General features: G+C 42.4%; 26 protein-coding genes. 4 read left to right on the top strand and 22 right to left on the bottom strand.

Annotation, left to right across the window (positions count from 1 at the left end; all coding sequences use genetic code 11):
* Positions 1–163: 163 nt before the first annotated feature.
* The 4 genes from GTQ38_RS09060 to GTQ38_RS09045 form a co-directional block, all read right to left on the bottom strand.
* Positions 164–1,588, bottom strand: coding sequence for a hypothetical protein (locus GTQ38_RS09060; protein ID WP_161435174.1), 1,425 nt, complete (start codon positions 1,586–1,588; stop codon positions 164–166).
* Between the two features lie 4 nt (positions 1,589–1,592).
* A complete protein-coding gene (locus GTQ38_RS09055) occupies positions 1,593–2,192 on the bottom strand; it encodes an outer membrane beta-barrel protein (RefSeq protein ID WP_161435173.1) in 600 nt (199 codons plus the stop codon).
* 635 nt (positions 2,193–2,827) lie between these two features.
* Positions 2,828–3,307 carry a hypothetical protein gene (locus GTQ38_RS09050; protein WP_161435172.1) on the bottom strand — a complete coding sequence of 160 codons (480 nt, stop codon included), beginning with the start codon at positions 3,305–3,307 and terminating at the stop codon, positions 2,828–2,830.
* A 1-nt stretch (position 3,308) separates the two neighbouring features.
* A complete protein-coding gene (locus GTQ38_RS09045) occupies positions 3,309–3,881 on the bottom strand; it encodes an RNA polymerase sigma factor (protein ID WP_161435171.1) in 573 nt (190 codons plus the stop codon).
* A gap of 133 nt (positions 3,882–4,014) precedes the next feature.
* Here GTQ38_RS09045 and GTQ38_RS09040 point away from each other — a divergent pair, with 133 nt between their 5' ends.
* Entirely contained in the window at positions 4,015–4,353 is a 339-nt protein-coding gene (locus tag GTQ38_RS09040; RefSeq protein WP_161435170.1) for a DUF6249 domain-containing protein, read from the top strand.
* 157 nt (positions 4,354–4,510) lie between these two features.
* Positions 4,511–6,226: a serine hydrolase domain-containing protein gene (locus tag GTQ38_RS09035; RefSeq protein WP_161435169.1), complete on the top strand. Its 1,716-nt coding sequence runs from the start codon at positions 4,511–4,513 to the stop codon at positions 6,224–6,226.
* A 292-nt stretch (positions 6,227–6,518) separates the two neighbouring features.
* Here GTQ38_RS09035 and GTQ38_RS09030 read toward each other — a convergent pair whose 3' ends face one another.
* From GTQ38_RS09030 to GTQ38_RS09015, 4 genes are all read right to left on the bottom strand, one after another.
* Positions 6,519–7,241 carry a DNA alkylation repair protein gene (locus tag GTQ38_RS09030; RefSeq protein ID WP_161435168.1) on the bottom strand — a complete coding sequence of 241 codons (723 nt, stop codon included), beginning with the start codon at positions 7,239–7,241 and terminating at the stop codon, positions 6,519–6,521.
* Positions 7,238–8,164, bottom strand: coding sequence for an alpha/beta hydrolase (locus tag GTQ38_RS09025; protein ID WP_161435167.1), 927 nt, complete (start codon positions 8,162–8,164; stop codon positions 7,238–7,240). Before GTQ38_RS09025 ends, GTQ38_RS09030 begins: the two co-directional genes overlap by 4 nt.
* Before the next feature lie 455 nt (positions 8,165–8,619).
* Positions 8,620–9,171, bottom strand: coding sequence for a DinB family protein (locus GTQ38_RS09020; protein ID WP_161435166.1), 552 nt, complete (start codon positions 9,169–9,171; stop codon positions 8,620–8,622).
* Positions 9,172–9,851: 680 nt separating this feature from the next.
* Positions 9,852–10,271 (bottom strand): winged helix-turn-helix transcriptional regulator, encoded by a 420-nt coding sequence (locus tag GTQ38_RS09015; protein ID WP_161435165.1) that lies wholly within the window; start codon positions 10,269–10,271, stop codon positions 9,852–9,854.
* Between the two features lie 90 nt (positions 10,272–10,361).
* Between GTQ38_RS09015 and GTQ38_RS09010 the strand changes: the two genes are divergently transcribed.
* The gene (locus GTQ38_RS09010) at positions 10,362–10,805 is read left to right on the top strand and encodes an SRPBCC family protein (protein WP_161435164.1); all 444 of its coding nucleotides are present in this window, start codon (positions 10,362–10,364) and stop codon (positions 10,803–10,805) included.
* A gap of 246 nt (positions 10,806–11,051) precedes the next feature.
* Here the strand turns inward: GTQ38_RS09010 and GTQ38_RS09005 are convergent, their stop codons facing one another.
* A complete protein-coding gene (locus GTQ38_RS09005; RefSeq protein ID WP_161435163.1) occupies positions 11,052–11,711 on the bottom strand; it encodes a hypothetical protein in 660 nt (219 codons plus the stop codon).
* Positions 11,712–12,431: 720 nt separating this feature from the next.
* Between GTQ38_RS09005 and GTQ38_RS09000 the strand changes: the two genes are divergently transcribed.
* Positions 12,432–12,854 carry a nuclear transport factor 2 family protein gene (locus GTQ38_RS09000; RefSeq protein WP_161435162.1) on the top strand — a complete coding sequence of 141 codons (423 nt, stop codon included), beginning with the start codon at positions 12,432–12,434 and terminating at the stop codon, positions 12,852–12,854.
* Positions 12,855–12,890: 36 nt separating this feature from the next.
* Here GTQ38_RS09000 and GTQ38_RS08995 read toward each other — a convergent pair whose 3' ends face one another.
* From GTQ38_RS08995 to GTQ38_RS08935, 13 genes are all read right to left on the bottom strand, one after another.
* Entirely contained in the window at positions 12,891–14,471 is a 1,581-nt protein-coding gene (locus GTQ38_RS08995) for a PQQ-dependent sugar dehydrogenase (protein ID WP_161435161.1), read from the bottom strand.
* A 104-nt stretch (positions 14,472–14,575) separates the two neighbouring features.
* On the bottom strand, positions 14,576–15,616 hold the full coding sequence (locus GTQ38_RS08990) for an AraC family transcriptional regulator (RefSeq protein ID WP_161435160.1): 1,041 nt from the start codon (positions 15,614–15,616) through the stop codon (positions 14,576–14,578).
* Between the two features lie 16 nt (positions 15,617–15,632).
* A complete protein-coding gene (locus tag GTQ38_RS08985) occupies positions 15,633–16,706 on the bottom strand; it encodes an adenylate/guanylate cyclase domain-containing protein (RefSeq protein WP_161435159.1) in 1,074 nt (357 codons plus the stop codon).
* Between the two features lie 485 nt (positions 16,707–17,191).
* Positions 17,192–17,896, bottom strand: coding sequence for a GTP cyclohydrolase I FolE (gene folE / locus GTQ38_RS08980; RefSeq protein ID WP_161435158.1), 705 nt, complete (start codon positions 17,894–17,896; stop codon positions 17,192–17,194).
* A gap of 147 nt (positions 17,897–18,043) precedes the next feature.
* Positions 18,044–18,472: a hypothetical protein gene (locus GTQ38_RS08975; RefSeq protein ID WP_161435157.1), complete on the bottom strand. Its 429-nt coding sequence runs from the start codon at positions 18,470–18,472 to the stop codon at positions 18,044–18,046.
* Between the two features lie 18 nt (positions 18,473–18,490).
* Positions 18,491–19,975, bottom strand: coding sequence for a cryptochrome/photolyase family protein (locus GTQ38_RS08970; RefSeq protein ID WP_161435156.1), 1,485 nt, complete (start codon positions 19,973–19,975; stop codon positions 18,491–18,493).
* Positions 19,972–20,112: a DUF2256 domain-containing protein gene (locus GTQ38_RS08965; protein WP_161435155.1), complete on the bottom strand. Its 141-nt coding sequence runs from the start codon at positions 20,110–20,112 to the stop codon at positions 19,972–19,974. Before GTQ38_RS08965 ends, GTQ38_RS08970 begins: the two co-directional genes overlap by 4 nt.
* Positions 20,109–21,233: an FAD-binding domain-containing protein gene (locus tag GTQ38_RS08960; protein ID WP_161435154.1), complete on the bottom strand. Its 1,125-nt coding sequence runs from the start codon at positions 21,231–21,233 to the stop codon at positions 20,109–20,111. The genes GTQ38_RS08965 and GTQ38_RS08960 overlap by 4 nt, the downstream gene beginning before the upstream one ends.
* Entirely contained in the window at positions 21,230–21,511 is a 282-nt protein-coding gene (locus GTQ38_RS08955) for a TIGR03643 family protein (RefSeq protein WP_161435153.1), read from the bottom strand. The genes GTQ38_RS08960 and GTQ38_RS08955 overlap by 4 nt, the downstream gene beginning before the upstream one ends.
* Complete coding sequence (locus GTQ38_RS08950; RefSeq protein WP_161435152.1) at positions 21,508–22,131, bottom strand: DUF6434 domain-containing protein; 624 nt, start codon at positions 22,129–22,131, stop codon at positions 21,508–21,510. The genes GTQ38_RS08955 and GTQ38_RS08950 overlap by 4 nt, the downstream gene beginning before the upstream one ends.
* A gap of 47 nt (positions 22,132–22,178) precedes the next feature.
* On the bottom strand, positions 22,179–22,400 hold the full coding sequence (locus tag GTQ38_RS08945; protein ID WP_161435151.1) for a hypothetical protein: 222 nt from the start codon (positions 22,398–22,400) through the stop codon (positions 22,179–22,181).
* A gap of 35 nt (positions 22,401–22,435) precedes the next feature.
* Positions 22,436–22,600: a Lacal_2735 family protein gene (locus tag GTQ38_RS08940; protein WP_161435150.1), complete on the bottom strand. Its 165-nt coding sequence runs from the start codon at positions 22,598–22,600 to the stop codon at positions 22,436–22,438.
* A 179-nt stretch (positions 22,601–22,779) separates the two neighbouring features.
* Positions 22,780–24,828 carry an HD family phosphohydrolase gene (locus GTQ38_RS08935; RefSeq protein WP_161435149.1) on the bottom strand — a complete coding sequence of 683 codons (2,049 nt, stop codon included), beginning with the start codon at positions 24,826–24,828 and terminating at the stop codon, positions 22,780–22,782.
* Between the last annotated feature and the right edge of the window lie 27 nt (positions 24,829–24,855).

Raw genomic sequence — 24,855 nt, 5'->3', positions numbered from 1 at the left:
GACAACTGATCTCATCCTCCAAAGCTCTAGCGTAGGAGAGCTAATCGCTATACGCAATTCGCAGGCTATCAACCATTAACCATCAACTATACCGCGACGGCGAAGGAGGACTACCTACTGATTGGTCTCATAAAGCCTTGGTTTTAAGAGCTTCTATGAATTCTTATTTACTTGATTTTGACTCCCACTTGGACCAGCTCAATCCAGCGTTCCCGGTCTCAAACCAGTTGTTCTTAGAACACTCGGTATACCAAATGGATTCATCTTTGCCAGGATAAAATCGTTTGCAATCGCCGCGTGGCAGATCCCTTACCATCCAGGTATCACTGTCGTGTTCCTTTACATAGAGATAGCCAGGCCGGTTGGCTGTTGCACTGAGTTTTAGATGGGGGCCTATGATAATGTGCGTTGGGGTTTCGGTGACCATAGGCACCTTCTTCACGTCTTTGGACAGGGGTATGGCCTTGAAATCCAGGTCTTCATATGTGGATTGAAGGAGTATCCTGTGCTTGTCATCCTTCGGAGAGTAGATGTAGATATGCCTTTTGCCCTTATAGACCTTGGGATAGGAAATAGTGATCGTACCAAGGAGTCCGGCACTTTTTTGCTCGTATCTATGGTCTGTCTGGACCTTCCAGACAAAGGAGGTGTCCGATGAGAAAATATTGAAATTGCCATCCACCAATAGGAAGCGATTGTTCTTAAGGACTTCCAGATCGGGGACTTTTTCAAGGCCTTTCGGCAATGGCATATAATCCAGGCCGCCTTCGGTTCCATAGAGAAAACTCCCATTCTCAAGGGTGCAGATGATGGTATGATCTTTTTTTAGGACCATTTTCTTTATTTGTTGATAAGTGGGGGTAGAGATCAATTCATAATCGGTCACCTTTCCCTGGGCGTCCTTTTCCATTTTGATCACCGTACCCAGGGTAGCGTACAAATGAGTAATTTTAGTATCCAATTTGGCACTGTGACGGTCCACCAACACCTTGGCAAAGGACTCCACCAGCTTATCAACCTTGTCATTTTCAAGAAATTTCCACGCGGGGACTATGGATTCCCCCGCATCGGCGTAATCGGATTTATAGGTTCGTACATAACGTTTAACATCCTCTGCGTTATCGATTCGCAAGGCCATGACCTTGTCGGACTCCCTGTTTTCCCTGATCAGGTAAATCAACCCGCCATTGGTCACCTGACCAGATTTTATGGTGAACTTACCATCCATTGGGATCTTCAAATACTTGTTGTATCCAATTTCAGGACCCATCAATCGAACGGCCATCAACTCATACTCCCCATCGCTCAGTTCAAGGGTTATGAACTGGTTTTTGATGGCATGGAAGGCTGTTTGCCCACTGACCTTGGTCTTCTTCAAGAATCCTTCTTTTCTGTATTCAACCTCCACGGTAACCTTACGGGAGTAGGAATCGCTGTTCCAGGAAAATTGTACGGCAAAAAGCCCTTTGTTTCCATCGAGCTTATCGTTAATTGCGTGGGCCATCGTTAGTTGGGTACAACCCAGGATGACCAAGGCAAGTACAAATTGGCGAAACTCTTTTTGAAGTAATTTGATATAGGTTGTCATAGCTTTATTTCCTAAATAAAAAGTTCAGCGAAAAGGCGAGATAGCGGTTCTTCCACTTATCGGCACCTTCTGTGTTAATAAGATTTGTGAGGCCTGTATAATAGCTGACCCGGAATTTTAGTAGTCGTGCAAATTGCAGGCCCGTACCAAGATTAAGTCCGGTGGACAAGGATTTTAGTTCCCCTTCACCATTACCGATTTCCAGTTCAACGGTTTCCCCATCTATTTTGGTTATGGCCCTTGCGTTGTATTCCGTACTGATACCGCCATCAAGGAACCATTGCAAACGGTCCCTGGCGAGGTCAAAAGAACTCCCAAAGTTGATGGGAATATCGAAACTGCTTAACGCCCAGGTTTCGTCGGCAAATTTGAAGCCCTTCTGCATAAAAAGCAAAGCGCCCCGGAGATAAAGGTTTTGGGTCAGATGGAATTCCCCTACATAACCTGCCCTGGGACCCACGGCATTCTTGGTGTCTATAACTTCATCATCTATGGTAAAATCAGCGTTCATAAGATTGGCACCAATCTCAAAGCCATGTGCCATTTGACCATGTGCCATGGTTGTGATGAAGAAAAAGAGAAAAACGGAAATAAGGCTTTTCATGGTCGTGGTTCAGGCCTTAAAACGGGTTCTTTTTGTGCTATATACACTACAACCCGCTGATGGCCAATTCATTGATTTGGGTACTTAAGTAACGATTGGATGGTTGGATTTAGTATCTGTTCAAAAATAACCTCGACACTATGGGTTAGCCTCCGCTACCGCCAGAATTAGTCTGGTGGGTTATTCTGAAAATGTGGCAATGAAACAATTTGAAAATTGGACTATTTGTAGATTTGAAAATTAGTAGAATTGTAAAACTGAGGAATCGTGAAACTGTGAAATCAGACTGTTGGATTGTTAGACGGTTAGACGGTTAGACGGTTAGACGGTTAGACGGTTAGACGGTTAGACGGTTAGACGGTTAGACGGTTAGACGGTTAGACGAATAAACGAATTCTTAAGTAATTACAGAATACCTTTAAGGCTTATATCGCATATCTAATATCGTAAATCTGCTGTACGCTAATCGCGATACGCCATGCGCTGTCCATCAACAAACTACCATCAACTATCAACTATTGTCCTTCGAAGCTTTAACGAAGGAGGGCTTTACACTGTACGCTGTACGATTCTGTTTTGGTATGTAATCTGGAAAAGCAACTCGGTAGATACGGATTATTTAGAATTATACATTTCTAAAATGGCGATTTATCTTTTTTAATAAAGTAATCCAACCAGAGTAACATTGCCAGGGCGACCGTACACATCCAAAAGATGGGAGGAATAGAAAACATACCCTGGAACAACACCTTAGTAGATAGTGACCTCCCGGAATAATGGAATATATTCAAAAATAGGTCGTCTATCCATAGGAAAAGGTAGAAGATTGAAAAAAAGCTTATAAGAACACTGCCGTTCCTTTTAGATAGTAAGGGTTTAAAAACAATTTTTTTCTCTTTACCTCTCAGCATATGCATTGTCTTAGTGGAAAAATCATCTGGTAGGGAAGGAAGAATATCTTTGTTTAAATTATACCCGAAAAGCGTGTTCTTCTCTTCGATAAAACTATTTTCCGTCCTGAGACAGTCCATCACATCTTCTGTAAAACCCGGACTTGGTTTATCCAATTCCACAGTTCTGATAAGTTGTATAAGAAGCTTGTCCTTTTTTTTCATATCATAGTATTGAATTTGACTCACCCTTCAGTAGCACCGAAAGTGCTTTCCTCAGTTTTTTTCTAGCCCTGAATAGTTTCACTTTGATGTTGGTCTTGGATAGATTGGTAATTGAGCTAATTTCTTCTATAGAGTTTTCGTCAATGTAAAATAGCGTTATTAAAAGCCCTTCAATAGGAGGCAAAGCTGCAATGGCCTTTTTGATGAATTCCTGTTGTTCCCCAAGCTTTAAATCTTCTACCTGGGTGTTTGTGGTTGCCAACAATTCTTCCTTGTCCCTTACGTCTATTGTCCGGGTAGGAATTCTATTCTTTCTTAGATAGTAAAGAGCAGATCTATAAGTTATAGTATAGAGCCAGGTAGAAAACTTGGATCGCTTATTAAAATCCGCAATGCTCTGATAGGCTTTTATGAAACTTTCCTGGGCAATATCCTCGGCATCAAAGGTGTTCCCCAAAATCTTTAGGGTCACTGCATACACCATTTCCTTATATTTTTCAACAAGATGTGAAAATGCCATAAGGTCTCCCGCCTTTGCTCTATCAATGTATTCTTCTTCGTTTTCAAAACTCATTCTATTCCTTGGATGCAAGTTTTCGCCACCGCGTTACAGTTTTAATAAGATAAGTGAAATAAGCTTTTGCTTCATTCCTGTAACCTCAATTTAAAATCTTGCATCACATAGGCAAGAACAAAAAACAATTGTAATGAATGGAGACATTATCGTGCCCATAACATTTGTAGCTGCTATCTTTGGGATTTTATTTCTCTACTTAAGGTCCAGGCATAGGGAGCGAATCGCCATGATTGAAAGAGGTGTGACGGCGGATTCAATTGAAAACAAGGCCAAAAGAGCTTCGGCAACACTAAAAGTAGGTATGCTTTGTGTTGGTATAGGAGTTGGAATTTTGATGGGTTATCTGGTAGATCGAATTTTTAATCCTGAAGATAGCTCGGTATTTTATTTTGCCTTTATTTTTCTTTTCGGAGGGCTAGGCCTTATTCTAAACTATAAAATCGAGCCTAAAAAAAAGAATGGGTTTTAAAACACCTTTATTCCAATTAAGATATAGTGACTATAAAATAATCACTAAGGTTACCATCATCTTTGCCTACAGGGGTCATGGATATAGGTAAATAAAACGGTAATGACAAAATTATATCATGTCAACGAAGGTGTAATCGATAGAACTCACTAATAAAATGAAAAACGATCCACTTACCAGATTCTTTTGCACTTTGGTGTTTGTAGCACTTTCCACTCTTATAAATGCCCAGGAAATTAAAGGCTCGGTCCCTATTAGTGATGCCACCAAACAGAAAATAGACAATCTATTTAAGGCTTGGGATGGTGATAAAACCCCTGGTGCAAGCGTAGCCATTATAAAGGATAAGGAAATCGTCCTTAAAACAGCCTATGGCCTGGCCAATCTTGAATTCAAAATAAAGAATACACCGGCGACCCTTTTTAATATCGCCTCCAATTCAAAACAATTCACGGCATACGCCATATTACATTTGGCCAAAGAGGGAAAATTGGGTCTGGAGGATGATATTAGAAAATACATTCCGGAATTACCGGATTTTGGAGCGACCATCAAAGTAAAAAATCTGGCACAGCATACGCACGGCATAAGAGGTATCACCTACCTTTTAGGGATGGCCGGTTGGGACATAGAGGATTTGATATCCAGGAATGACGTTTTAAAACTATTGACCCAACAACAAGAATTGAATTTTTTACCGGAAACTGATTTCTCTTACAATAATTCCGGCTATATGCTCCTGGCGGAAATTATTGAGCGCACATCTGGAAAACCCTTTCATGAATATCTGGATGAAATTGTTTTTTCACCACTGGAAATGACGAATACGGTACTGTTCGAGGACTATAGTAAAATTATTCCCAACCTCTCCAGCCCCTATTTTTACGATGGCAACGTTTATAAAAAGGGCATCCGGAATTCAAAAGACATTGTTGGCAACACTGGAATACGAACGAATATAGAGGATTTGGGCAAGTGGATCATAAACTTTGAAAATACTGAAATAGGCGATAAAGAGGTTTTTGACAAACTGGTACAACCTACCGTTCTGAAAACCGGGGATACTCTAGACTATGCCTTTGGCCAAATTGTATCTAAATACAAAGGCAGACATGTTGTTGGTCACGGGGGAAGCGACGCAGGGTACAGAAGTCAGATTCTTAGGTTTCCAGACGAAAAGGTTTCAATAATTGTCCTATCAAATGACGGGTCGTTAAACGCCGATGAAAAGGCACATGCTATAGCCGATATCTATTTAGATGATAAAAATGTAAGTCAATCTGTAAAAAACGGTACCAATATTTCAAAGCCAACAAAGGCCATTCCCAAAGAGACCTTAAAAAAGTATGAAGGGAAATTTGAACTTAGACCAGGGTTTATAATGGAGTTCAATGAAAAAGAAGAGAAACTGTACGTTACTGCAACCGGACAAGGAACCTTTGCCCTGGAAACTCTTGGCGAGGCACAATTTCAAATAAGAAGGATCAGTGCCGTGATTAGTTTTACTGAAGGTGAGGATGGTGGTTTTGATTCCTTGACTTTTGATCATAATGGTCAGGAAACTGTCGGTACAAGAATAAAGTACCGTATGGATGTCCCTGAGTTGGAAAGATATAAAGGCATATACTACAGTCCGGAATTAAGGACATTCTACGAACTGGTAATTGAAAATGGTGTACTGCTTGCCAGACACCAGCGCCAGGAAACTACAAGCTTATCACCCTTGAGTGACCGTGAATTTTCCGGGAACACCTGGTTTTTTGGTACACTGAGATTTGAATTGATCGAAAATACGGTCGAAGGCTTTAGAGTAAGCTCCGATAGGGTTCAGAATCTATGGTTCAAAAAGGTAAAGGAGCCATTTGAATACTGAGATCGTTAATGTAATAATTTGAAAATGTAGCAATAGACCAATTGGAGGAATCGAGGAACCGTGAAACTGTGAAATTGGACGGTTGGATGGTTAGACTTTTGGAGAGTTAGACTGTTGGATTATTCGACGCTGGCACGGAAAGCATTTCCGCGCAAGCGGGGGGAATGTATGTTGCCGTAAGGGATTGCGTAGCTAAAACCTATCAAGTTACCAACCAAATTTGATGTGGGTGATGCTGCTCAAAAACCTATGAAACCCTTATGCACTATACACATTGTTGTGCCGTCGTGCTTTATTTACTTTTCCTAAATTTCTTTCTGTGTTCCTTATCCATTTTCTCCGTAGAATACTGAATGATCAATCTTCCGCACTTGTCTTTCCACTTCACTAAAAAATCTTCAATTTGAGATGGATGCTTTTTCCACAAACCACGTAATAAAGTACCTATCCCTTTTTGAACATATTCAGAATCATCAAGCATTAACGGTGCAACTAATTCTATTGCTTCTTTGGGGTTTAAATCCTTCGTTAATTTATCAAGTTCGACAAGAGCAACAGGAATAGCTCTACGCTTCCATTCTGACTCAGAATCAATCCATGATTTTAAATCATTAAAGTCAATAACCTTGTCAAATAATAGGCTTGACAAAACAAGCATGCATAGTACATCTGTAGTTGCCCAATTATTAATTCCATAATCAAACCAATCGCCAACCCGGTTGAATGTATCCTTTGAAAAATCCTTTCTGCTTGATTTTAAAAAGCTTATAGCAACATGCTTTTCATCAAATCTTCCGTTTTTCATTAACTCATCGCCTAAAGTAAGGTAACTCTCAATGGTCATTTCGTCTTTCCATTGCTCAACCCAAATTTCAATTTGGCGTTTAAACACTTTATCATCAATTCCATACCCATCGTACCCCTCTTTGAAATATCGCTGGTATTTCTTAATAATTTCAGGGTCAGAGTTTGCTTCACAGAAATCCCTTACTTCTGCAACTTTAAAGTCTATCATTGCATATATTTTTTTAAGAATCTTATCATTTTGTCAATTGCCTGTGGATTTTGTTTAATCAACTCATTGCTATGCCCATTATCAACCAGATATAATTCTGCCCTGACCTTTTTCCCAATTAAAAAACTATGAAAATCCTTGACCTCACCTGAAGCTACCAAATGGTCGTTTTCAGCTTGGATTAACAAAGTTGGCGGATAGTTAGAGTTTATATTATCTGTTAATTTGAATTTTTCAAGTCTTTTTTCATCGTTTGATGGGTCAAAACCAAAGATTTCATATAACGCTAATCCATTTCTTCCCAAGAACCTCCATAGATGCATACGGCTTTCATAGTTACCATAAGAAACTATCGAGTCTTTTACAATATCGTAAGGTCCAGGCTGGTTTAGGATGGCCAAATCGCCCATTTGGATATTGGAAGTTGAAAATCCGGTGGGTGGTGAAATGGCAACAATGGCATTTGGTGCTTGATCTTGATCAAATCCAGTTGATAGTGCCAAGTAGCCGCCCGCAGAACCGCCAATAGAAGCAATTTTAGCAGTATCAATATTAAATTCTTGAGAACCATTTTTACGCAACCATTTTATTACATCCAGTACATCGGCTAGTATGCCTTCAAGCTTGGTTTCAGGAGCCAATCTGTAATCAGCAGAAACAACAGCATAACCGGACTTTAATAGACCATTTTTAATTTCAATATTTAAGCCTTGGTCTCTATTCCCAAAAATAAACCCGCCTCCATGAAAATAAACTACAACAGGATGTAAACCACTTGTCCCTGGCAAGAAAATATTAGCCCTTATTTCATGACCTTCGACTTCTTTATATACGAACTCAACTTTTTTAGGTGAATAATCCTGGGAAAACAGTTGGATTGAAATTGCCATTAACAATCCGTGAAGAAAGAAACTGGTTCTCATTTATTCAATTTGGAATTTTATGAAAATGAATCTGGTATAGAATTTATGGATACCTACACCCAAGAAATATCATTTTAAAAGGCAATTTAGTCAGAAGGACTTTTTTTGTCTATGATACTGGTCAGTTTCATAATAGGGCAAAATAAAGGAACAAATGGGGAAGAAAAGTGGAGTTCCCTCAGCTACCGCCAGACTTAGTCCGATGGGTTATTCTGAAAATGTGGCAATGAAACAATTTGAAAATTGGACTATTTGCAGATTTGAAAATTAGTAGAATTGTAAAACTGAGGAATCGTGAAATTGAGGAATCGGAGAGTTAGATTGTTAGACAGCTAGACGAGCAGATTATGGGATGGTTAGATACGGAACTGTTTACTGTTCACTGATTACTGTTTACTGAATTCATCCGCCGTAGCTTTAGCGAAGGTGGGATTTACTTTTTAGCAATTAAATTGTTATACGCTGTCTTCATTCTTCATTAATTCATATACTTCTTTTGATTGCGCCAGGTGTCGCTTTTCGTGGGTTACAATGATATCAAACGCTGTTCCCAATTTGTATACTATGTTTTTGTTGGCGGGCGAAGAAATTATGGTTCCTTTTTCAACCAGATCTTTGGAATTTTCAAACAGGATTTTCAATTCGGCTTGGTGTGCTTTAAATCTATCAAGAATCCCCGGTGGGATTTCACTTTTTGCCGGTTCCCAGATCGGAAACGTTCTCATTTTCTTTTTCCTGTCCGCCTGAACTGCTTTCAGAATTGTTTTCTCAAAGAACGAAACCATAAATCCAAACTTTGCCAAAAATGACGTTTTATACGTTCCTTTTCGTATGGAATCGATTACCGGAAAATAGCTTTTGTTGACTACGATCAGATGTTCAATATTTTGGGCAATACTCCATGTTTCCGGGTTGGGTTTCCAGTTCAACTGCTCGATAGATAATCCACCGAAATTTTCCATAAAGCCTTGCGTATTTTTGTCGATTTGTTCGCCCCGGTTTTCCATGTGGATGTCTTTTTCTTTTTTGATTGTGGCTAATGTTTTCGGCTATTACTCCATCGCTCTACTACTGCCAGTCTACGTATGGCGGGTTATTTGATAACCTAAAATTATAGATAATGGTGAAATTGTGAAACTTAGGAATCGTGAAATTGTAAAATCGTACTTCGTATATCGAATATCGTATATAGTATATCGCCTTACGCTATGCGTTAAGCACCGAATATCAGCAAATGTAAAACAGAGGAATTGTGAAATTGAGGAATTGGAGGGTTAGAGGGTTGGATTGTTAGACGGTTGGATTGTTAGACAGCTGGAAGGTTTCTTGAATTGTTTTCTAATTGCTTTAAGAGCTGATATCGTATATCGTACATCATATATCCGCTATACGCTTTACGCTATGCGCCATCCGCCACCTATCAACGATCAACTATCAACCCTTGTCCGCCGTAGCTTTAGCGAAGGTGGGATCAACTATTTAGCAATTGGATGGTTAGACGTTACACGGAAAGCATTTCCGAGCCAGCGGGGTAATATAAATTCAAACATTAATTGGTTTTGGTAAATGTACTATAACGGTCTAGTGTAGGAGTAGTAGCGGATTTATATTCACAAACCTTTCGGTTTTGCATTGATCTTGGTTTTATGTTTATAGTTTTATTGTATGACTTGAACCGCAATTACTTTTAGACAATGCTGTGGGTAGTTATTAATCTATTTTTTATTTCTTCAACCGTTTTGTCGTATTCAAAATCTATCTTCTTTTTGAAATCTTTTTCTGCATTATTCTTTTCGGTATAATTAGCACCCCAACGATATATATCCATTACAATAGGAACAAGATCAAGACCTTTTCTTGTCAACGAATATAAATAGGCAGACCTATTATTTGGATCAACTTCCTTTTTAATAATTCTGTTTGCTAAAAGCCTATTAAGTCTATCTGTAAGAATATTGGTTGATATACTTTCTATAGTCACCAAATGGTTGAAATGGCGATTGTCAAAAAAAATGAAATCTCGAAGAATTAAGAGGGTCCATTTATCCCCGAAAATGTCGAGAGATAATGTTATCGGGCAATCTGACCTTCTTTTTAGTTCTTCCATTTTTCAAAGTTACAAAATGCACTTGCATAATACAAGTGCTTTTATATCTTTGTACTTGCAAAACGCAAGCACAACTTAAAAGTAAAATTTATGTCTTATACAACAAGTGTTTCAATTAAAGCAAATTCAAAAGCTATATTTAATGCAATAACCCAGTCAGTTCAAGAATGGTGGGGCAATACCAATTCTGCTGTTTCAAAACTAGATGATGAGTTTACCACAAGTTTTGGTAAAACATTTTGGAAATTTAAAATCTCAGAATTTGAGCCGAATTCGAAAATTGTTTGGCAATGTATTGATGCAAAGCATATTCATACTGGTTATGATGGGATTGAAAAGGAATGGATTGGAACCACCGTTGAATGGAATTTGGAAGAGAAAAGTCAAAACGAGACTATTTTAAATTTTATGCATAACGGTCTTGTTTCAGAATTAAATTGTTACGAAATATGTTGGCCTGCTTGGGAAAGGTTTGTTACTCAAAGTCTCAAAAGCTTTGTTGAAACTGGAAAAGGAATGCCGTATTTGTCCTAATTACACACAACAAAGGAATATAATCATTAATTAATATAGGCATTTATGGTCATTGATTATATCCTACTTATACAAATCACTATTTAGCCGGTTAGACGGTTAGATGGTTAGACGACTAGATTATTGGTTGGTTAGATACACAACTGTTTACCTCGTCCGCCGTAGCCTGGGCGTAGGAGGACTGCCTATTAATCCTCCGTAGCCTTAGCGAAGGAGGGCTGCCAACTGCCAACTGCGTACTGAAACTCAGAGTCTCCCAAAATCAAAACCATAACTGAGGAATGGTACCATAAAGAAATTTCCCCAAATTAGATATGGTGAATTTCTGGAGAGGTACATGCCACACATTAGTTTGGATCTACCATTTCCGTAACCAACCGTGATTTTCGTAGCACTGTAATTGAAATTTTCCAGGGAGGAGCTGCTACCTACAGCATTGCCATTCTCATCAAAAAAGGATTCTACTGCGGTGTATTCACTGTTTCGGTTCAACAAAGAATGGCCCAACCCTAAAAGTAAATCCCCTTTTTTGAAGAGGTCAATATGATAGGTCAATCTAAAATGAGACCCGATCAATAATCCTTTATTAGCTACTTCAACACCTTCATTACTAGAGCTTTGGTTGGTGATCAGATCATTTCGGAACGAGTTATTGAAACCTAGGGCAAACTTTTCGGTTAGGTAATAATCAACACCAACATTAAGGGCTACACCTGAATTTTGGAGATCCATATTGGTGTCAAAAGCTTGTGCGGATATTCCGGATATCTCAGCGTTATAAATTGGAGTAATCCTGAACTCCGGGCCTATATTGAAGAAAAATTTACCCCGTCGCTCCTGTTGTTGAGCGTAAGAAACGGTAGATAGCGTGATAAGTACTAGAATAAACTGCGCTCTATAATTCATGTTCCGTATCATTGGATCTGTTAGACTGCGGCTGAATGTGGAAGCATTGTCAAATGTTCCTTTCTCCTTGGGTTTGGAATTCAATAGCGCCTAAAACTGAAGCTAAATTCTTTGGGAAGAAAAACCGATGTAATTAGTGGTGTTATCGGAGGATAAATGGGAAGGGCGAGAATTTGAAGATTGGTAAAAATGTAAAACTGAGGAATCGTGAAATTGAGGAATTGGAGGGTTAGATGGTTGGATTGTTAGACGGTCAGACTGTTAGACGGTTGGACGATTTGGTAGATGTAAAATCGTATATCCCATATCGTATATCGTACTTTGGCTTTACGTTGCATCCTCCGAAGCTTTAGCGAAGGAGGACCGGACTGATCCAAACATTAAATAGTTCTCGACTCCGCTCGAACTGACAAATAATCATACTACCAACTAACATCGGTCAATTATCAACCCTTGTCCGCCGTAGCCTTGGCGAAGGAGGACTGTTTACTGCCTGGATAGGTCTCGACTCCATCTTCACTAAAGTTACGATGGACACGTGCGCTCGAACTGACAAATAATCATACTACCAACTAACATCGGTCAATTATCAACCCTCGTCCGCCGAAGCCTTGGCGAAGGCGGATCAAAATCCTTTTTTATAAATCCGAACGGATTGCCCTACTTTTTTTGCCTTATTTTTATATACATCCTTTATCATTGTAAAAAAACGAACAAATCATGAAACACATCTTTCTTACTTTGGCAGTTGTACTGCTAACAGCAAACCTGGCAACAGCCCAGGACACAGACCGCGAACAAATTGAGACTACACTTAATTACTATTTGGAGGGTGGGACCAATAACGATTTTGAGACCCTTAAAAAGGCCTTTCACGAAACGGCTACCATGAAGTTTATGGCCAAAGACGGTTACAAAGAGGTAAATGCCCTGGAATTCTTCGGCTCCCGCATGAAACCCGGACCTGCTCAAGACCGCACCACCAAAATAGAAAGCATAGACCTTATGGGGAATGCGGCCCATGCCAAACTGGTGATAGACTACCCGAGCTTTTCCTTTATAGACTATATGAACCTCCTAAAGGTAGATGGCGAATGGAAAATTGTAGGTAAGATCTTTTACCGCAAGCAAAAAGCGCTCTAATAGTTAAGAGTTAGGAGTTCAGAGTTATGAGTTTAGCTAGTGGTTGGCGTTCTTAATGCGGATAATTTTGCCGTCTTCTTCGTCTGTAAGCAGGTAGAGCCTGCCCCTGGGCGAAACAACGGCCTTGCGTAGCCTTACCCGATCGTTTACAAATAGCTCTTCTACATGGGTTACGGTTTGGCCCTCCAAGACTATGCGCCACAGGTTACCTTTGCTCAATCCAGGAAGGATGATGTCTCCCTCCCATTGGGCAAATTCGTTTCCGCTGTAAATGGCCAGGCCGGTTGGTGCAATCGTCTGGTCCCAGAAATGTACAGGGTCTGTATATTCGGCCCCTGCTACCTCTTTAGGCTCGTAATCTTTGGTACGGTACTTACCGCTGGTCCTGTTCGGCCAGCCGTAGTTGGCCCCGGCCTGTAGCAGGTTCAGTTCATCCCCTTGTATGGTACCGTGCTCGCTAAACCAGATCTGCCCGCTGTCTTCGTCCAGTATCATGCCCTGGGTGGCGCGAATGCCGGTAGCATATAAGCCTTTAACGGCCCCGGGACCAAAATCTGGGTTGTCTTTTGGTATGCTGCCATCCCTGTTGATACGGATAATCTTGCCGCGCTTATCCGCTACATCCTGGGCCAAAGGAATCTCGGGGTTCAGGTGTTCGTAGAAATTGCGTTCGCCTGTAGCGATGTATAACTTCTTGTCCTGCCCAAAGACCATCCCACCTCCAAAATGAAACAGCCCATGAGAATAAGGCCCGGCAAAGAACAGGGTTTCTACCTCTTCTAACCTGTCCCCTACCAGCTTGCCTCTAATCACCTTTAAGGCTGCCGCCTCTTCCGCATTCATACTGGAATACGAAAGGTAGACGTATTGGTTCTCCTCAAAATCCGGGTCTAAAAGTACCTGGAACCAGCCGGCATTAAAAGCCAAAGTCTTGCCATGGGCCCCACCCGGATATATCCCATTCCGGTGTACGGTGGTATCTATGGCAATGGCCCTTCCCACATCCGTTGGTAGTCCGCTTATCTCCTTCCGGCTCTTGGCCTCCAGGTCTATGCGTAATAAGGTACCGTCTTTCTCTGCCAGCAAGACTTCGTTCTCACTCAAAAAGGCCATACTCCAGGGTTTCTTGAGTCCGCTTATCACTACTTCTTTTTCTGGCTTTGCTTGGGCTTCTGCAGGGGTCTTGGGGATGGGCTCTGCCGAGGTAACCTTACCTACAATCTTCCACTGCTCTTCCAGTCGCTTCAATAGCAACAGATCATAATAGCGGTAACCAAAAGATGGAATATTTACCTGTAGCTTGGCGTAGGCCACATCCAACACTATTTCCAGGGCGGTAACCGAAGTATACCGCTTATTCCGCGTCCCGGGCTTGCGGCGCGTATACAAGTTAGCGTATTGAGCCGGGGAGAAACGCAGCAGGGTATCTGCAGCGTTGTGCAAGAACATCTGGGCCTCCGGATAAAAAGCCCTCTCTATACGGTCTGGGTAGTTGTATTCCGTGCCTACGATGAAATCCTCCAGAACAGCTTCTATTTGTTCCTTGTCACTCTGTGAGTATAAGTTGAAGTTTAAGATTAAGCTTAAGATCAAAAGCGAGTGGCGTATCTGTTGCATGGTTTAAGTTTTGGTGTCAAAGATATCCGCAACAAAAACCCAAAAGGCATCTTTGGACCGCAATGAAGTGCAGCATTATAATTTCGGACTGCTTTTAAGACATTTTAAGAAAGATGCAGGCTGTTCTTGTACTCTGCAGGGGTACAACCGCTTATCTTCTTAAAGGCGGCGTAAAAGGAAGATTTAGAGTTAAAGCCGGCTTCGTACCCAATGCCTTCCAGGCTGAGCTTGGAATCTTCCAGTAACATCCTCTGGGCTTCGTTAACCCGTTTCTCATTCACATAGGTGGCAAAACCATGAGGGTATACCTCGTTCAATACCCGGGAAAGCAAGTGCGCCTTAATCCCGGTTGCCTTTTCCAGATCCGTTAGTTTCAGCGCGGGATCTCTGTACAACTTCTGAGCTTTCATGGCCTGTTCCACTTTTTCAAGAATCGCCTTGCCATCTTCTGGCTGTAGGGCATTTTTTCCGCTTTTACGCTGCCGTTGGCGTAGTAGTCCAGCTAGCTCAATATAGATCAGGTAATAAAAGGCCGAGGTAAAAATGAGGCTGCCCCATAGATAGGTAAAACCACTGATCCAGAGCGCAAATTGGTAGGTAAAGGTGATGAAGAGATAGCCCAGCAGAATGGCCAGGAGTCGTTTGTCCTGCCGCTCTAGTTTCACGCGTTCTTTCACCGCCTTGGTGAACAAGCCCCTAAGCTCGTACAGGCTTAATGCGGTAAACAGTAACCATACTCCATAGATGGTGCGTATGCCCCAACTGTTCCAGACTTCGGGGAATTCGCGGTAGGGATAAATCACGCCCACTCCTAGCACCCAAAGGCCGCAAAGCAATAGGATAGCCGCATCGGCTTTGGAAAGGGTATTCGTTTTCCGCCGTGCCGACTTAAAGTATATATAGGCCAGGGGACCGATAAAAATGCAAGCGGAGAGACCTATCTGTAAAATAAGCTTGTCTGCCTCCCCCACCTGGAAAAAATAGATGCTCTTCCCTATACGGATACAGCTAGCCAGGATAAGGGCACCAAGCAGCCGGTTCTGCAGCTTATGGGCTTTGGAAGCAAACAGTACCACGGAAAGCACTATACCGTTAATCACTCCAATGGCGCCGAATAAATACAAAAAGGTCTTCCAGAATTCCATCTTTCAAATTTAGGAACTAGACCGCAATCTGGTCCTGTGGATCACTGCCCGTCCGTACCGCATAAACCGGGACATCTTTTTGCTTGCCTTTTAAATGCACCTTACCCAGTGACTCGTATTGGAAGTCACCTTCCGGCAGGGCTATTTTTAAAGGTTCTGAGATCAGCAGGGCTTCGTTAAAGGCATTGCATTGGGCCTGTATACGGGCGGCGGTGTTTATGGTGTCTCCGTGATAGGCGATCTCTTTTTTGTACTTCCCAACTTCGGTAACTGTAACCCGCCCAAGGTGCAGGCCGGCCTTAAAAAAAGGAACACAATCATACTGTTCCAGGTAGTATTTCTCCCGTTTCCGGATACGCTCCCTAAAGCGAAAGTAAGCCTCCAGGCAATTCTGCCTTAAAAGCCCCTTGGGCGCGTTCCAGGTAAGCACAGCCTCGTCTCCTACATACTGATAGATCTCAGCCTCGTTCTCCACCACCACACTAATGTCATTAAAACAATCCTGTAGCAGTCTGCTGTACTTTATATGTCCAAGGCGCTCGGCAATGGTGGTGGAAGACCTCAGGTCCAGGAACATAAACAGCCGGTCTTCCTCTTTAGGGGTATAGAATTTTCCCCAGACCAACCTCCAGAGATTGCCTTCGCCCAGCATCAGGTTTACCTGCCGCAACAAGCTAAAAAAAAGATCCACCGTAATCACATAGAAATAAATGGCCCCGCTCCCACGGTCTACCGCGAAATCCCAGATGCTGACATCTGTCCCGTAATAAAAGTCGTAAGTGGCATAGGCGATCAACACCATGAGTAATACGAAGACCAACATATAGATCAGCCGGAAGAACAGAAATTTTACTATAGTTACCCGTTTGTAGATGCGCTCCTCCATCAGCAGTTCGCTATAACCTGAGATCAGGCCTATCAGCGGGCCCATGGTAAAGGAGATAGTGAGGCTGGATAGAAAGTCGAACTTAAGCTGCCCCATTTCCATGGTACCCACACCGCGGACAATGGACAGAAATACGAAGGCCAACGTCCACCCTATGCAGTAGCTCAGTATAACCCGCCAGCGATACTTGGTCTTAAGCTTCATCACTCAAAGATAATGAGAAAACCTGGCGGTTTGAGGGGAAGTCGTTTAGGCAACGAAATTATAATGTTGTCAGTTCGAGGGCTAATGTCATATCGAGCGTCCGCCCGCCCGCCCGCTCCGGTACGGATGAGGCCAAGGCATTTGGACGGGGAGTCGAGATATGACCCGGATTGGGTTTAAATAGTTCTCGACTCCGCTCGAACTGACAGGTTTATGCTATGTCACTGAAAATTAAGAAGATACAGCTGCGATCAATATGACCACATTGAGGTCAAACTAGTTCTCGACCGTCTCTTCACGAAAACGTGCCTGACTCAGCGGACTCCTTGTTAGTCACATCGAGCGTCCGCCCGGCCAAGGCATTCGGACGGGCAGTCGAGATGAGACAGGGATTGAACCCGAATTAGTTCTCGACTCCGCTCGAACTGACAAGTTTATGCTAACTGGCCAGTTCCTTCGCACTAACAAAATAAAGCTTAATAATACTATCGATAAATATGATTGTGCAACTGATTGATCTTTTCCTGATCTTTAAAAGCGCCTTCGTAGAATGTGGTTACTGTAGATGATGCCGTGTCCTTTACGCCTCGAATAGATACGCACATATGCTTGGCATCAATGATTACCGCAACGTCCTTGGTGTTTAGTACCTTTTGAAGTTCCATCCCTATTTGTTGGGTAAGGCGCTCCTGCACCTGAGGTCTGGCGGCGTAGTATTGCACAATTCGATTCAACTTAGACAGCCCAATCACCTTTCCTGAAGAAATGTAAGCAACGTGGGCGTTTCCAATAATAGGAACAAAGTGGTGTTCGCAATGCGAATGCAGCGTAATGTCCTTCTCAACAAGCATCTGGTTGTATTGATAGGAATTATCAAATAATGCAGTAACGGGCTTATTTGCAGGGTCCAGGCCGGCGAAGATCTCATCAATGTACATCTTGGCCACCCTTTTTGGAGTTCCCCTAAGAGAGTCGTCATTGAGGTCCAACCCCATAACGTCCATGATTTGTGCAAAAAGTTCGGCGATCATCTCTTTCTTTTCAGTATTGCTCAAGGCAAATGCATCTGGCTTAAGCGGAGTCTCAATGCCGGTAGAAAGGTGGTTCTCGCCAATTTCTTCGTGAGTTAATTCTTTGATCAGTCTAAACGCCTTTTGTGGTGGCGCCAGTAAGGCTTCTGATGTGTTCATATAGTATCGGTTTCTGTTTTAGTATGTTCTAAATTGCTGTACTTTACAACGACTTCCCAGGTTTCAAAACAAAACCTTTTTGAAATCAGATAAAACTACACATTTTGTTTAATACTAAATGTTAAAGATTAAACAAAATTTAGAATATCAGAAGTTTGTCAGGGATAAGTACTGAAATAAGCTATATAGGAATAACAGACTCCATAGAAAGGTGCGCATCCAGTTGTAGTTCACAAGTTTTTCCAGCAAATGATCTTCTACATACCTGCTCCCAATTTTCCGATGCAGCGGTACAAAAACCATAAAGGTAAGTCCCCAAAGAAGTGTCAACAGCAGCAGGCTCACCCATTCATAGATAGCGGTATTCAGATATAACTGCCATAGCGTAACAATCAGCTGTGCTGTCATCAAAGGCAAGACCACAGGGGTAATGGCCCTGGTATATTTGTGATGTTCCCGTTTCAGATCTGCCCTTGGGTAGTACTGCAACCTGGGGTAAAAGGAAAGCTGCACCAGCCAAATGAGCACCAACATTCCGAAATCCAAAAACAAGCGTGTAGTTTGTAAACTAATCATAGCAACTCTAGTTAATGATTAAGTATCTAATGAGGTCAGGTAGGCTTCCGCCCTTTCCAGGTGCTGCCTCTTTTTATCTTCAGACATTTTGTCGAAGGTGCGCACCAGCATCCCCAACCTTGGATTGGATAAGAAAAAGTCCCTGTTCACGTGCATAAATCGCCAAAACAATGCGTCCCAGATCTCCTGCCATTCCCTTTTGTCAAAGTCACTCATCTTAAGGATGTAATTGCTACTGCTGATATAAGGTTTTGTGGCCATCAAACCACCATCCGCAAACTGACTCATACCATATACATTTGGTACCATCACCCAATCATAAGCATCTATGAACAACTCCATAAACCAGCGATACACCTCATCCGGATCAAACTCACATAGCAGCATAAAATTGCCAAGAACCATGAGGCGCTCAATATGATGGCAATAGCCAGTTCGTAAAACCCTGCGGATAATTTCGTCCAAAGGTCCTATGCCTGTGTTACCCGTATAGAAAGCAGGGGTTATCTTCCTGTTAAAACCCCAAAAATTTAAACTGCGTTCATAGGAACCCTTGCATTCATACATTCCCCGTATAAACTCCCTCCAACCCATGATCTGCCGGACAAATCCTTCGGTAGAGTTCAGAGGGACGTCATTCTCTTCCGCAAAGGCAATTGCCTTATCCAGCACCTCCTGAGGGGTCAGCAGACCAACGTTAAGCATGGGTGTCAGTACGCTGTGGTGTAAGATATCATGAGACTTTACCATGGCATCTTCATAAGGCCCGAATTCCGCAAAACGAAAATCCAAAAACTGATGAAACCAGTTCATGGATTGTTCATGCGTATGAGGGTAATGGGGAAAAGAATCCAACTGGCCAGGATTGTCAGCAAAGTTCCTGGCCACGTATTCCAGAGCCTCTTCAAAGTAAGGGGTTGCTTCCGGGTATTGTACGGAAGGTGGTTGCTTTTTGGCTGGATACTTCTTCCTGTTGTCGACGTCGTAGGTCCACTTGCCTCCCGCAGGTACTCCTCCAGCCTCCATAAGTATCCCTCTTTTTTCGCGTTCCGACTTGTAGAAGGAAGTTTGAAAGAACTTTTTCTTGTCTTTTTTGAAAAACTTGCTGAGATCTTCCCTGCTATTCAGGAACAAAGGAGAGCCCAAGGACTCCAACTGTATGCCGGAACTGTCACTGCCTTGGAGCAAGCGTTTCTCCAGCCAGTTATCTGTGGGATCTATATAAAAGACCTTTTCTACCCCATTTTCTTTTAAAAAGGGAATGAGCTTGCGAACATCCGAGATCTCCTCCCGGGCTTCTACATATTGTACGCTGGCACCCGTTTCTTTCAGGTACTCCGCATAGTAACGCATACTCATCCTGTGAAAGGCTAACTTCTGCTTGTGAAAAGCGTATTGCCTGAAGAATAACCATTCTTCTACAAGGTAGAACTGATGGCCGTTAGCCAGCAGCGGGTTATCCTTAAATAACTGATGCGGAAAAATTAGATTAACGGCCTTCATCTGTTTTTGTTTCCACGGCAGCGCGCACTGCAATACAAAACCTCATCCCAGCAACCGGCCCATTTTTTACGCCAGCTGAACGGCCTCTGGCATACCGGGCAGATTTTTTGTTCCAAGGTTCGCTTACCATATTTCATTTAGGGTATTTCAGCTCTTTCCGGCACTTTTTCCAATAAGCAAAGAACGACTGGAAGTGTCCCTGAACGGAAAACATCCAGTCTCTCGTATGCTCAGTGCCACTGTAATGTAGGTTAAGCGGATGCTCTTTAAAATGAATGTCTTCGGAACCGTAAAGCTCTTTCAGTTGGGTAAAAGAGCCTGTAAACACCTGGATATCCCTGATATTTTCGGCCAGTGAAAGCGTAAAGTCCAGGGTCTTATCAGAAATCGGATATTGCTGAAAGTGTTTGGGTTCTAATAATAACACCCGATTCGCCGCTGTCCCGGTGCCCCATTCAGGATCCAGATTGTAAAAATTGTACACGCACAACGGAAGATCCGGGTCAAGTTCCGGAACTGGAGTCTCGGGTAGATTCGTGCGCATTTCCGGGATTTCCGTTCGTTTTAACACCTCCGGCACGGGCAGTTCTTCAAAGTCCGCATATGGGATATTAAGAAAAGTGTCCTTTTGATCGGTATAGCAATACTTGTTGATATTTTCCTGATTGGCCACATATTTCCTCCTGCTGTTAGTACCTGCTACCCATTGCCAGCTCAAAGCATTGCTCGCCCAGTCCGCGTCTAACAAATGATAGTACATCCATTTAGCCGGGATACGCCAATGACTGCGCCCCACATTACAGCAGATCGCGGCGAAGTACATTCTCAGGTGATTGTGCAGATAGCCGGTTTCATAGAACTCTGCAATAGCCTTGTCTATGGCTTCTATTCCAGTTTTGGCCAGGATCACCGCCGAGGGTATTCCAAAATTCTCTACATTCTGTTGTTGTGATCTCAGGTCGTCATTGATCTGGATTCCCTTGGCTATCCAAATCTGCTGCCAATAGTCACGCCAGGCCAGTTCCTGGATAAATTTTTCAATCTTGTCCGGAGAATAGCCTCTATCCAGCACATGTTCTAGTACCTGCCTGGTAGAAATTACGCCTCTTGAGATATAGGGAGAGAGATGGGTTACAGCCCCATCTATGAAATTCCTCGTCCTTCCGTACTTAAGCGGATCTATGCTGCGGATCCTTTGATGTATTGAAGAAAGATCCGTAGGAAATAACTCAATATCCTGGAAAAGCTGCTCACTCATCGCTTACTTATTTTATTTCCTGTGATACTTCGCTGTCTACTGCATTTGAAACGAGAGATATCCGGGTTACGTTTTTTCAGGTGTTTCTGACTCACTCCGGAATTCACTCGTTTCCGCCACAATTTGAAACTGCTGGCCTTCAGTTCTGATCTCATAAGCCGGATAACCTCTTTCTCCTGGAGTCCGAACTGATATTGAATGGCCTCAAAAGGAGTGCGGTCTTCCCAGGCCATTTCAATGATCCGGTCTATGGCCTTTTCGCCAAGTTCATTATTCATGTTATCTCGGGTCTCAATTCAATATCCTTGGGGCTAAATACTACCCTTCCTCCGGGCGCAGGCAGCTCTTTTTTCATCTTCCAGCAAGCAACGGCATCTTTAAAGGCCTTCTCTGGATAATGATCCAGAAAGTCCCTCATATACTGGTTGTAATTGTTATGCCTGGCTATATCACGTCTAAAATCGGGGTCTTCCTTACGGGCCTCGAGCTCATGCCATTGGAAAACAGCATCCGCAAGAGATTTGCCGGGATGCTGCTTTACCCAATTCATAAAGTCTGAGTGGCAACTGAATTGTGGACCAATTTGGGATTTCATAAAGTTCCGGAAATTGGGCCCAAAACTTACACTGTCCGTAATTATCGTATCTAAATGAAGTTCTTCCCTGGCCCAGTTAAATGTGGAAGTGGGCCTTTTCTTTTTGGTTAGCGGGGCTTCTTTACCGGGATTGTCCAGGGCGAACAATATGCGGTCTCTTAATTCAAACTTACTGCCTCCATAAGGGAGTCCTGCCTGAATACAGATATCGACCAGGTCCGACTTTTTCCAATACCAGTTATTAAATTCGGAGGAATTCCTGATCTGTTCAAAAGTTGGTCTCTGGCCGATATTTTCTATCATAAATGACTGGATACGAATTGATATGCTTCAGATAAAGCATGAAGAAGCTAAACGCTCAGGTTTCCTCTTAACCTTTTCTCGATCTTTCTTTTAAGCACGGTCAACCGCTTCATTATGGCCATGATCTTTTCATCCTTTTTGATCTTGTAGATCTCATTGAGTTCAAGAATAAGGCTTTTGGCCTCTCTGGAAGCCTTAATCCTGTCACTGGTGGTCATTCCTGACTTTTTCATCTGCTCAAAGGCAGTCACTCTTTGCATTAATTCCATAGTAATCTACTTTTAAGATAAACGAAGTCTTTTTTTTAATCCATTGCAACTATTCGCTTCATGAGCTCCTCAGCTTCAAAGATCTTACCGTCGCTAAGTTTTCTATTAGTCGTAGATAATTGATGTGCCTCACTCATGAGCTTGTTATACTTTTGCTGTAACTTTTCTTTCTCGGATTTCTTTTTAAATAAGCCAAACATTTGATGAAAATTTAGGTTCGATTAGCAATGATTTTCCCATCGCTTGTGAAATTACAAAACGTTTAATCATTTAAAAATATTATTAAACAAAATAACATGGATTTAACAATATCCCCAATACCCCATTATTACTTGATGTAGATGGAGAAAAAAAAGTCTGTTATGCTAAATAAAAAGCCCTATTCCGGGTACTCCACCCTTAGGTGATAAATATTGGTGAGTTTTTGTTTCAGGACCTTCTTTACGGTCTCGATCTCTTTAAAGGTAATATTCGCGTTTAAGAACTGATTAGCCTTCATCTGGCCCGCCACGATCTTGTCCACAAACTCGTCTATAATGGTATATGTAGGATTGGTAAGGCTCTTGGAAGCGGCTTCCACGGCGTCCGCCATCATCAATATGGCGGTTTCTTTAGAAAATGGGATGGGTCCTGGATAACGGAAGTCTGCTTCCTTTACGGTTTCCTCCAATTCCTGTGCTTTTTTGTAGAAGTAATACACCAGGGTGGTGCCGTGATGCGCACGGATAAAATCGATTACCCTGTCCGGAAGATTATTTTTTCGGGCGATCTCTATGCCCTCAATAACATGGTTTATAATAATCCTGGCACTATCTCCGGGAGCCAGATCGTTGTGCGGGTTCACATTGGTAACCTGGTTCTCCGTAAAATAGGCGGGGTTATTCATCTTACCGATATCGTGATACAGCGCTCCTACCCTGACCAACATGGCATTGGCGCCTATTTCATTGGCCGCTGCCTCAGCAAGATTGGCCACCTGAAGTGAGTGGTGAAAAGTTCCCGGGGCTTTGTTAGACAGTTCCTTCAACAGCTTGGAATTGGTATCTGAAAGTTCCAAAAGGGAAACATCCGAGACCATTCCGAACATCTTTTCGTAAATGTAGATCAGCGGCTGCGCAAAGAGGGTGATCATTCCGTTAAGAAGGAAAAATCCAAATGTAAACCAGTGTACATTGTCCAGATTGCCTTCGTGAATAATGTGGAATGCAAAATATCCCACGATGTAGATAAGGGTGATCTGCCCAACGGAAACAAAGAGATTGGCACGTTTGTACAGTTCCGAAACCGTGAGAATTGTTACTATACCGGCTATGATCTGTAAAAAGATATATTCAAAGCTATTAGGGACCACAAAGCCCAATATCAATACCGTTAAGACATGAACGAATAACCCCAGTCTTGCATCGAAAAAGGTCTTCAAAATAAGTGGTAGAATACACAAGGGTACCACAAAAACATAGATCTCATTGTACTTTACCACCAGGGTGGTAATAAATACCATGAGCAGAATATTGAAGAAAATGAAGGTAACCCTCACATTATTCCCATAGATATGCGGGCGATACTTTTTTAGGAAGAGCAACAGCATCATGAGTACCAGGGCGACCAGGATGGTATATCCAAAGAGTATGAAGTAGTAATTGCTCTCCGTCCACAATTCCGATTCGTATTCTGCTTTCAGGGAGTCCAGAATTTTCAGGTTCTCCGCCTCTACCACTTCCCCCTTGGCAATAATTAACTTGCCTTCATCCACATTGCCTCTTGTAAGCGATATTTTGGAAAGGTTATCTTCCAGCTCCTTTTGCGAAAGATCGGCGTCAAAACTTACATTTGGCCGCAAAATGTCGAAGAACAATTGGTTGTATTGCTGACGAAGTGATCTCAGGCCTCTTGTGCGGAGAATGTCATCTTTTAAAGCGTTGGCATCGTTCAGTCGCTTAAGTTGCCCCTGCTCAATGCGCCTTGCCTCACTGTCTTTTATGAGATAAAGGTTGACCGCCCCGGCTTCCGGGTTCTGCCTTTGCAGTATGCCATTTTTATAAATGGTATCCAGTATTTCCGTTCCAACAGCCTTTAGCCTCCGCCTTTGGATAATGGTATAGGAATCTGTAGGGAAGATCTCCTCAAAACGACTGTCAAAGGCCTGGTAGACCTCATCAGCGATCTGTTGGTCGTACACGTAGTAGTCCGAGCGGTCCTGGGCGACGACCTGCCTTTCCTCTTCCAATTCTTCAGCTGTTTTGCGGATGGAAAAGTCGAAAGGGGCGTACAGATTGTTGTACTGCCATGGTTTGCCTTTTTGAAATTCGTACTTGAACTGCCCGCCTTTTGGGAAGAAAAACACAATGCAGGCAACCGAAGTCAGGTAAAGGATGTACTTGTATATTACCGATTGACTTTTATAGAAGGTATCCAAAGGTTTTGCCATGTGCCCGGGTTGTATTTCCAAAAATAG

Source organism: Poritiphilus flavus, assembly GCF_009901585.1.
Taxonomy (GTDB): Bacteria; Bacteroidota; Bacteroidia; order Flavobacteriales; family Flavobacteriaceae; genus Poritiphilus; species Poritiphilus flavus.
This window is presented reverse-complemented; position numbering and strand designations above follow the sequence as displayed.

Excerpts from the sequence above, each read along its gene's own strand:
- GTQ38_RS09030 (WP_161435168.1), bottom strand. The coding sequence starts at position 7,241 with ATGATAGACTTTAAAGTTGCAGAAGTAAGGGATTTCTGTGAAGCAAAC.
- folE (WP_161435158.1), bottom strand. The coding sequence starts at position 17,896 with ATGAACACATCAGAAGCCTTACTGGCGCCACCACAAAAGGCGTTTAGA.
- GTQ38_RS08960 (WP_161435154.1), bottom strand. The coding sequence starts at position 21,233 with ATGAGTGAGCAGCTTTTCCAGGATATTGAGTTATTTCCTACGGATCTT.
- GTQ38_RS08970 (WP_161435156.1), bottom strand. The coding sequence starts at position 19,975 with ATGAAGGCCGTTAATCTAATTTTTCCGCATCAGTTATTTAAGGATAAC.
- GTQ38_RS09060 (WP_161435174.1), bottom strand. The coding sequence starts at position 1,588 with ATGACAACCTATATCAAATTACTTCAAAAAGAGTTTCGCCAATTTGTA.
- GTQ38_RS09040 (WP_161435170.1), top strand. The coding sequence starts at position 4,015 with ATGAATGGAGACATTATCGTGCCCATAACATTTGTAGCTGCTATCTTT.
- GTQ38_RS09020 (WP_161435166.1), bottom strand. The coding sequence starts at position 9,171 with ATGGAAAACCGGGGCGAACAAATCGACAAAAATACGCAAGGCTTTATG.
- GTQ38_RS09055 (WP_161435173.1), bottom strand. The coding sequence starts at position 2,192 with ATGAAAAGCCTTATTTCCGTTTTTCTCTTTTTCTTCATCACAACCATG.
- GTQ38_RS08940 (WP_161435150.1), bottom strand. The coding sequence starts at position 22,600 with ATGTTTGGCTTATTTAAAAAGAAATCCGAGAAAGAAAAGTTACAGCAA.
- GTQ38_RS09015 (WP_161435165.1), bottom strand. The coding sequence starts at position 10,271 with ATGGAAGAACTAAAAAGAAGGTCAGATTGCCCGATAACATTATCTCTC.
- GTQ38_RS09005 (WP_161435163.1), bottom strand. The coding sequence starts at position 11,711 with ATGAATTATAGAGCGCAGTTTATTCTAGTACTTATCACGCTATCTACC.
- GTQ38_RS08990 (WP_161435160.1), bottom strand. The coding sequence starts at position 15,616 with ATGGAATTCTGGAAGACCTTTTTGTATTTATTCGGCGCCATTGGAGTG.
- GTQ38_RS08950 (WP_161435152.1), bottom strand. The coding sequence starts at position 22,131 with ATGATAGAAAATATCGGCCAGAGACCAACTTTTGAACAGATCAGGAAT.
- GTQ38_RS08955 (WP_161435153.1), bottom strand. The coding sequence starts at position 21,511 with ATGAATAATGAACTTGGCGAAAAGGCCATAGACCGGATCATTGAAATG.
- GTQ38_RS08975 (WP_161435157.1), bottom strand. The coding sequence starts at position 18,472 with ATGATTAGTTTACAAACTACACGCTTGTTTTTGGATTTCGGAATGTTG.
- GTQ38_RS09025 (WP_161435167.1), bottom strand. The coding sequence starts at position 8,164 with ATGAGAACCAGTTTCTTTCTTCACGGATTGTTAATGGCAATTTCAATC.
- GTQ38_RS08935 (WP_161435149.1), bottom strand. The coding sequence starts at position 24,828 with ATGGCAAAACCTTTGGATACCTTCTATAAAAGTCAATCGGTAATATAC.
- GTQ38_RS08995 (WP_161435161.1), bottom strand. The coding sequence starts at position 14,471 with ATGCAACAGATACGCCACTCGCTTTTGATCTTAAGCTTAATCTTAAAC.
- GTQ38_RS09000 (WP_161435162.1), top strand. The coding sequence starts at position 12,432 with ATGAAACACATCTTTCTTACTTTGGCAGTTGTACTGCTAACAGCAAAC.
- GTQ38_RS09010 (WP_161435164.1), top strand. The coding sequence starts at position 10,362 with ATGTCTTATACAACAAGTGTTTCAATTAAAGCAAATTCAAAAGCTATA.
- GTQ38_RS09050 (WP_161435172.1), bottom strand. The coding sequence starts at position 3,307 with ATGAAAAAAAAGGACAAGCTTCTTATACAACTTATCAGAACTGTGGAA.
- GTQ38_RS09035 (WP_161435169.1), top strand. The coding sequence starts at position 4,511 with ATGAAAAACGATCCACTTACCAGATTCTTTTGCACTTTGGTGTTTGTA.
- GTQ38_RS09045 (WP_161435171.1), bottom strand. The coding sequence starts at position 3,881 with ATGAGTTTTGAAAACGAAGAAGAATACATTGATAGAGCAAAGGCGGGA.
- GTQ38_RS08945 (WP_161435151.1), bottom strand. The coding sequence starts at position 22,400 with ATGGAATTAATGCAAAGAGTGACTGCCTTTGAGCAGATGAAAAAGTCA.
- GTQ38_RS08965 (WP_161435155.1), bottom strand. The coding sequence starts at position 20,112 with ATGAAATATGGTAAGCGAACCTTGGAACAAAAAATCTGCCCGGTATGC.
- GTQ38_RS08985 (WP_161435159.1), bottom strand. The coding sequence starts at position 16,706 with ATGAAGCTTAAGACCAAGTATCGCTGGCGGGTTATACTGAGCTACTGC.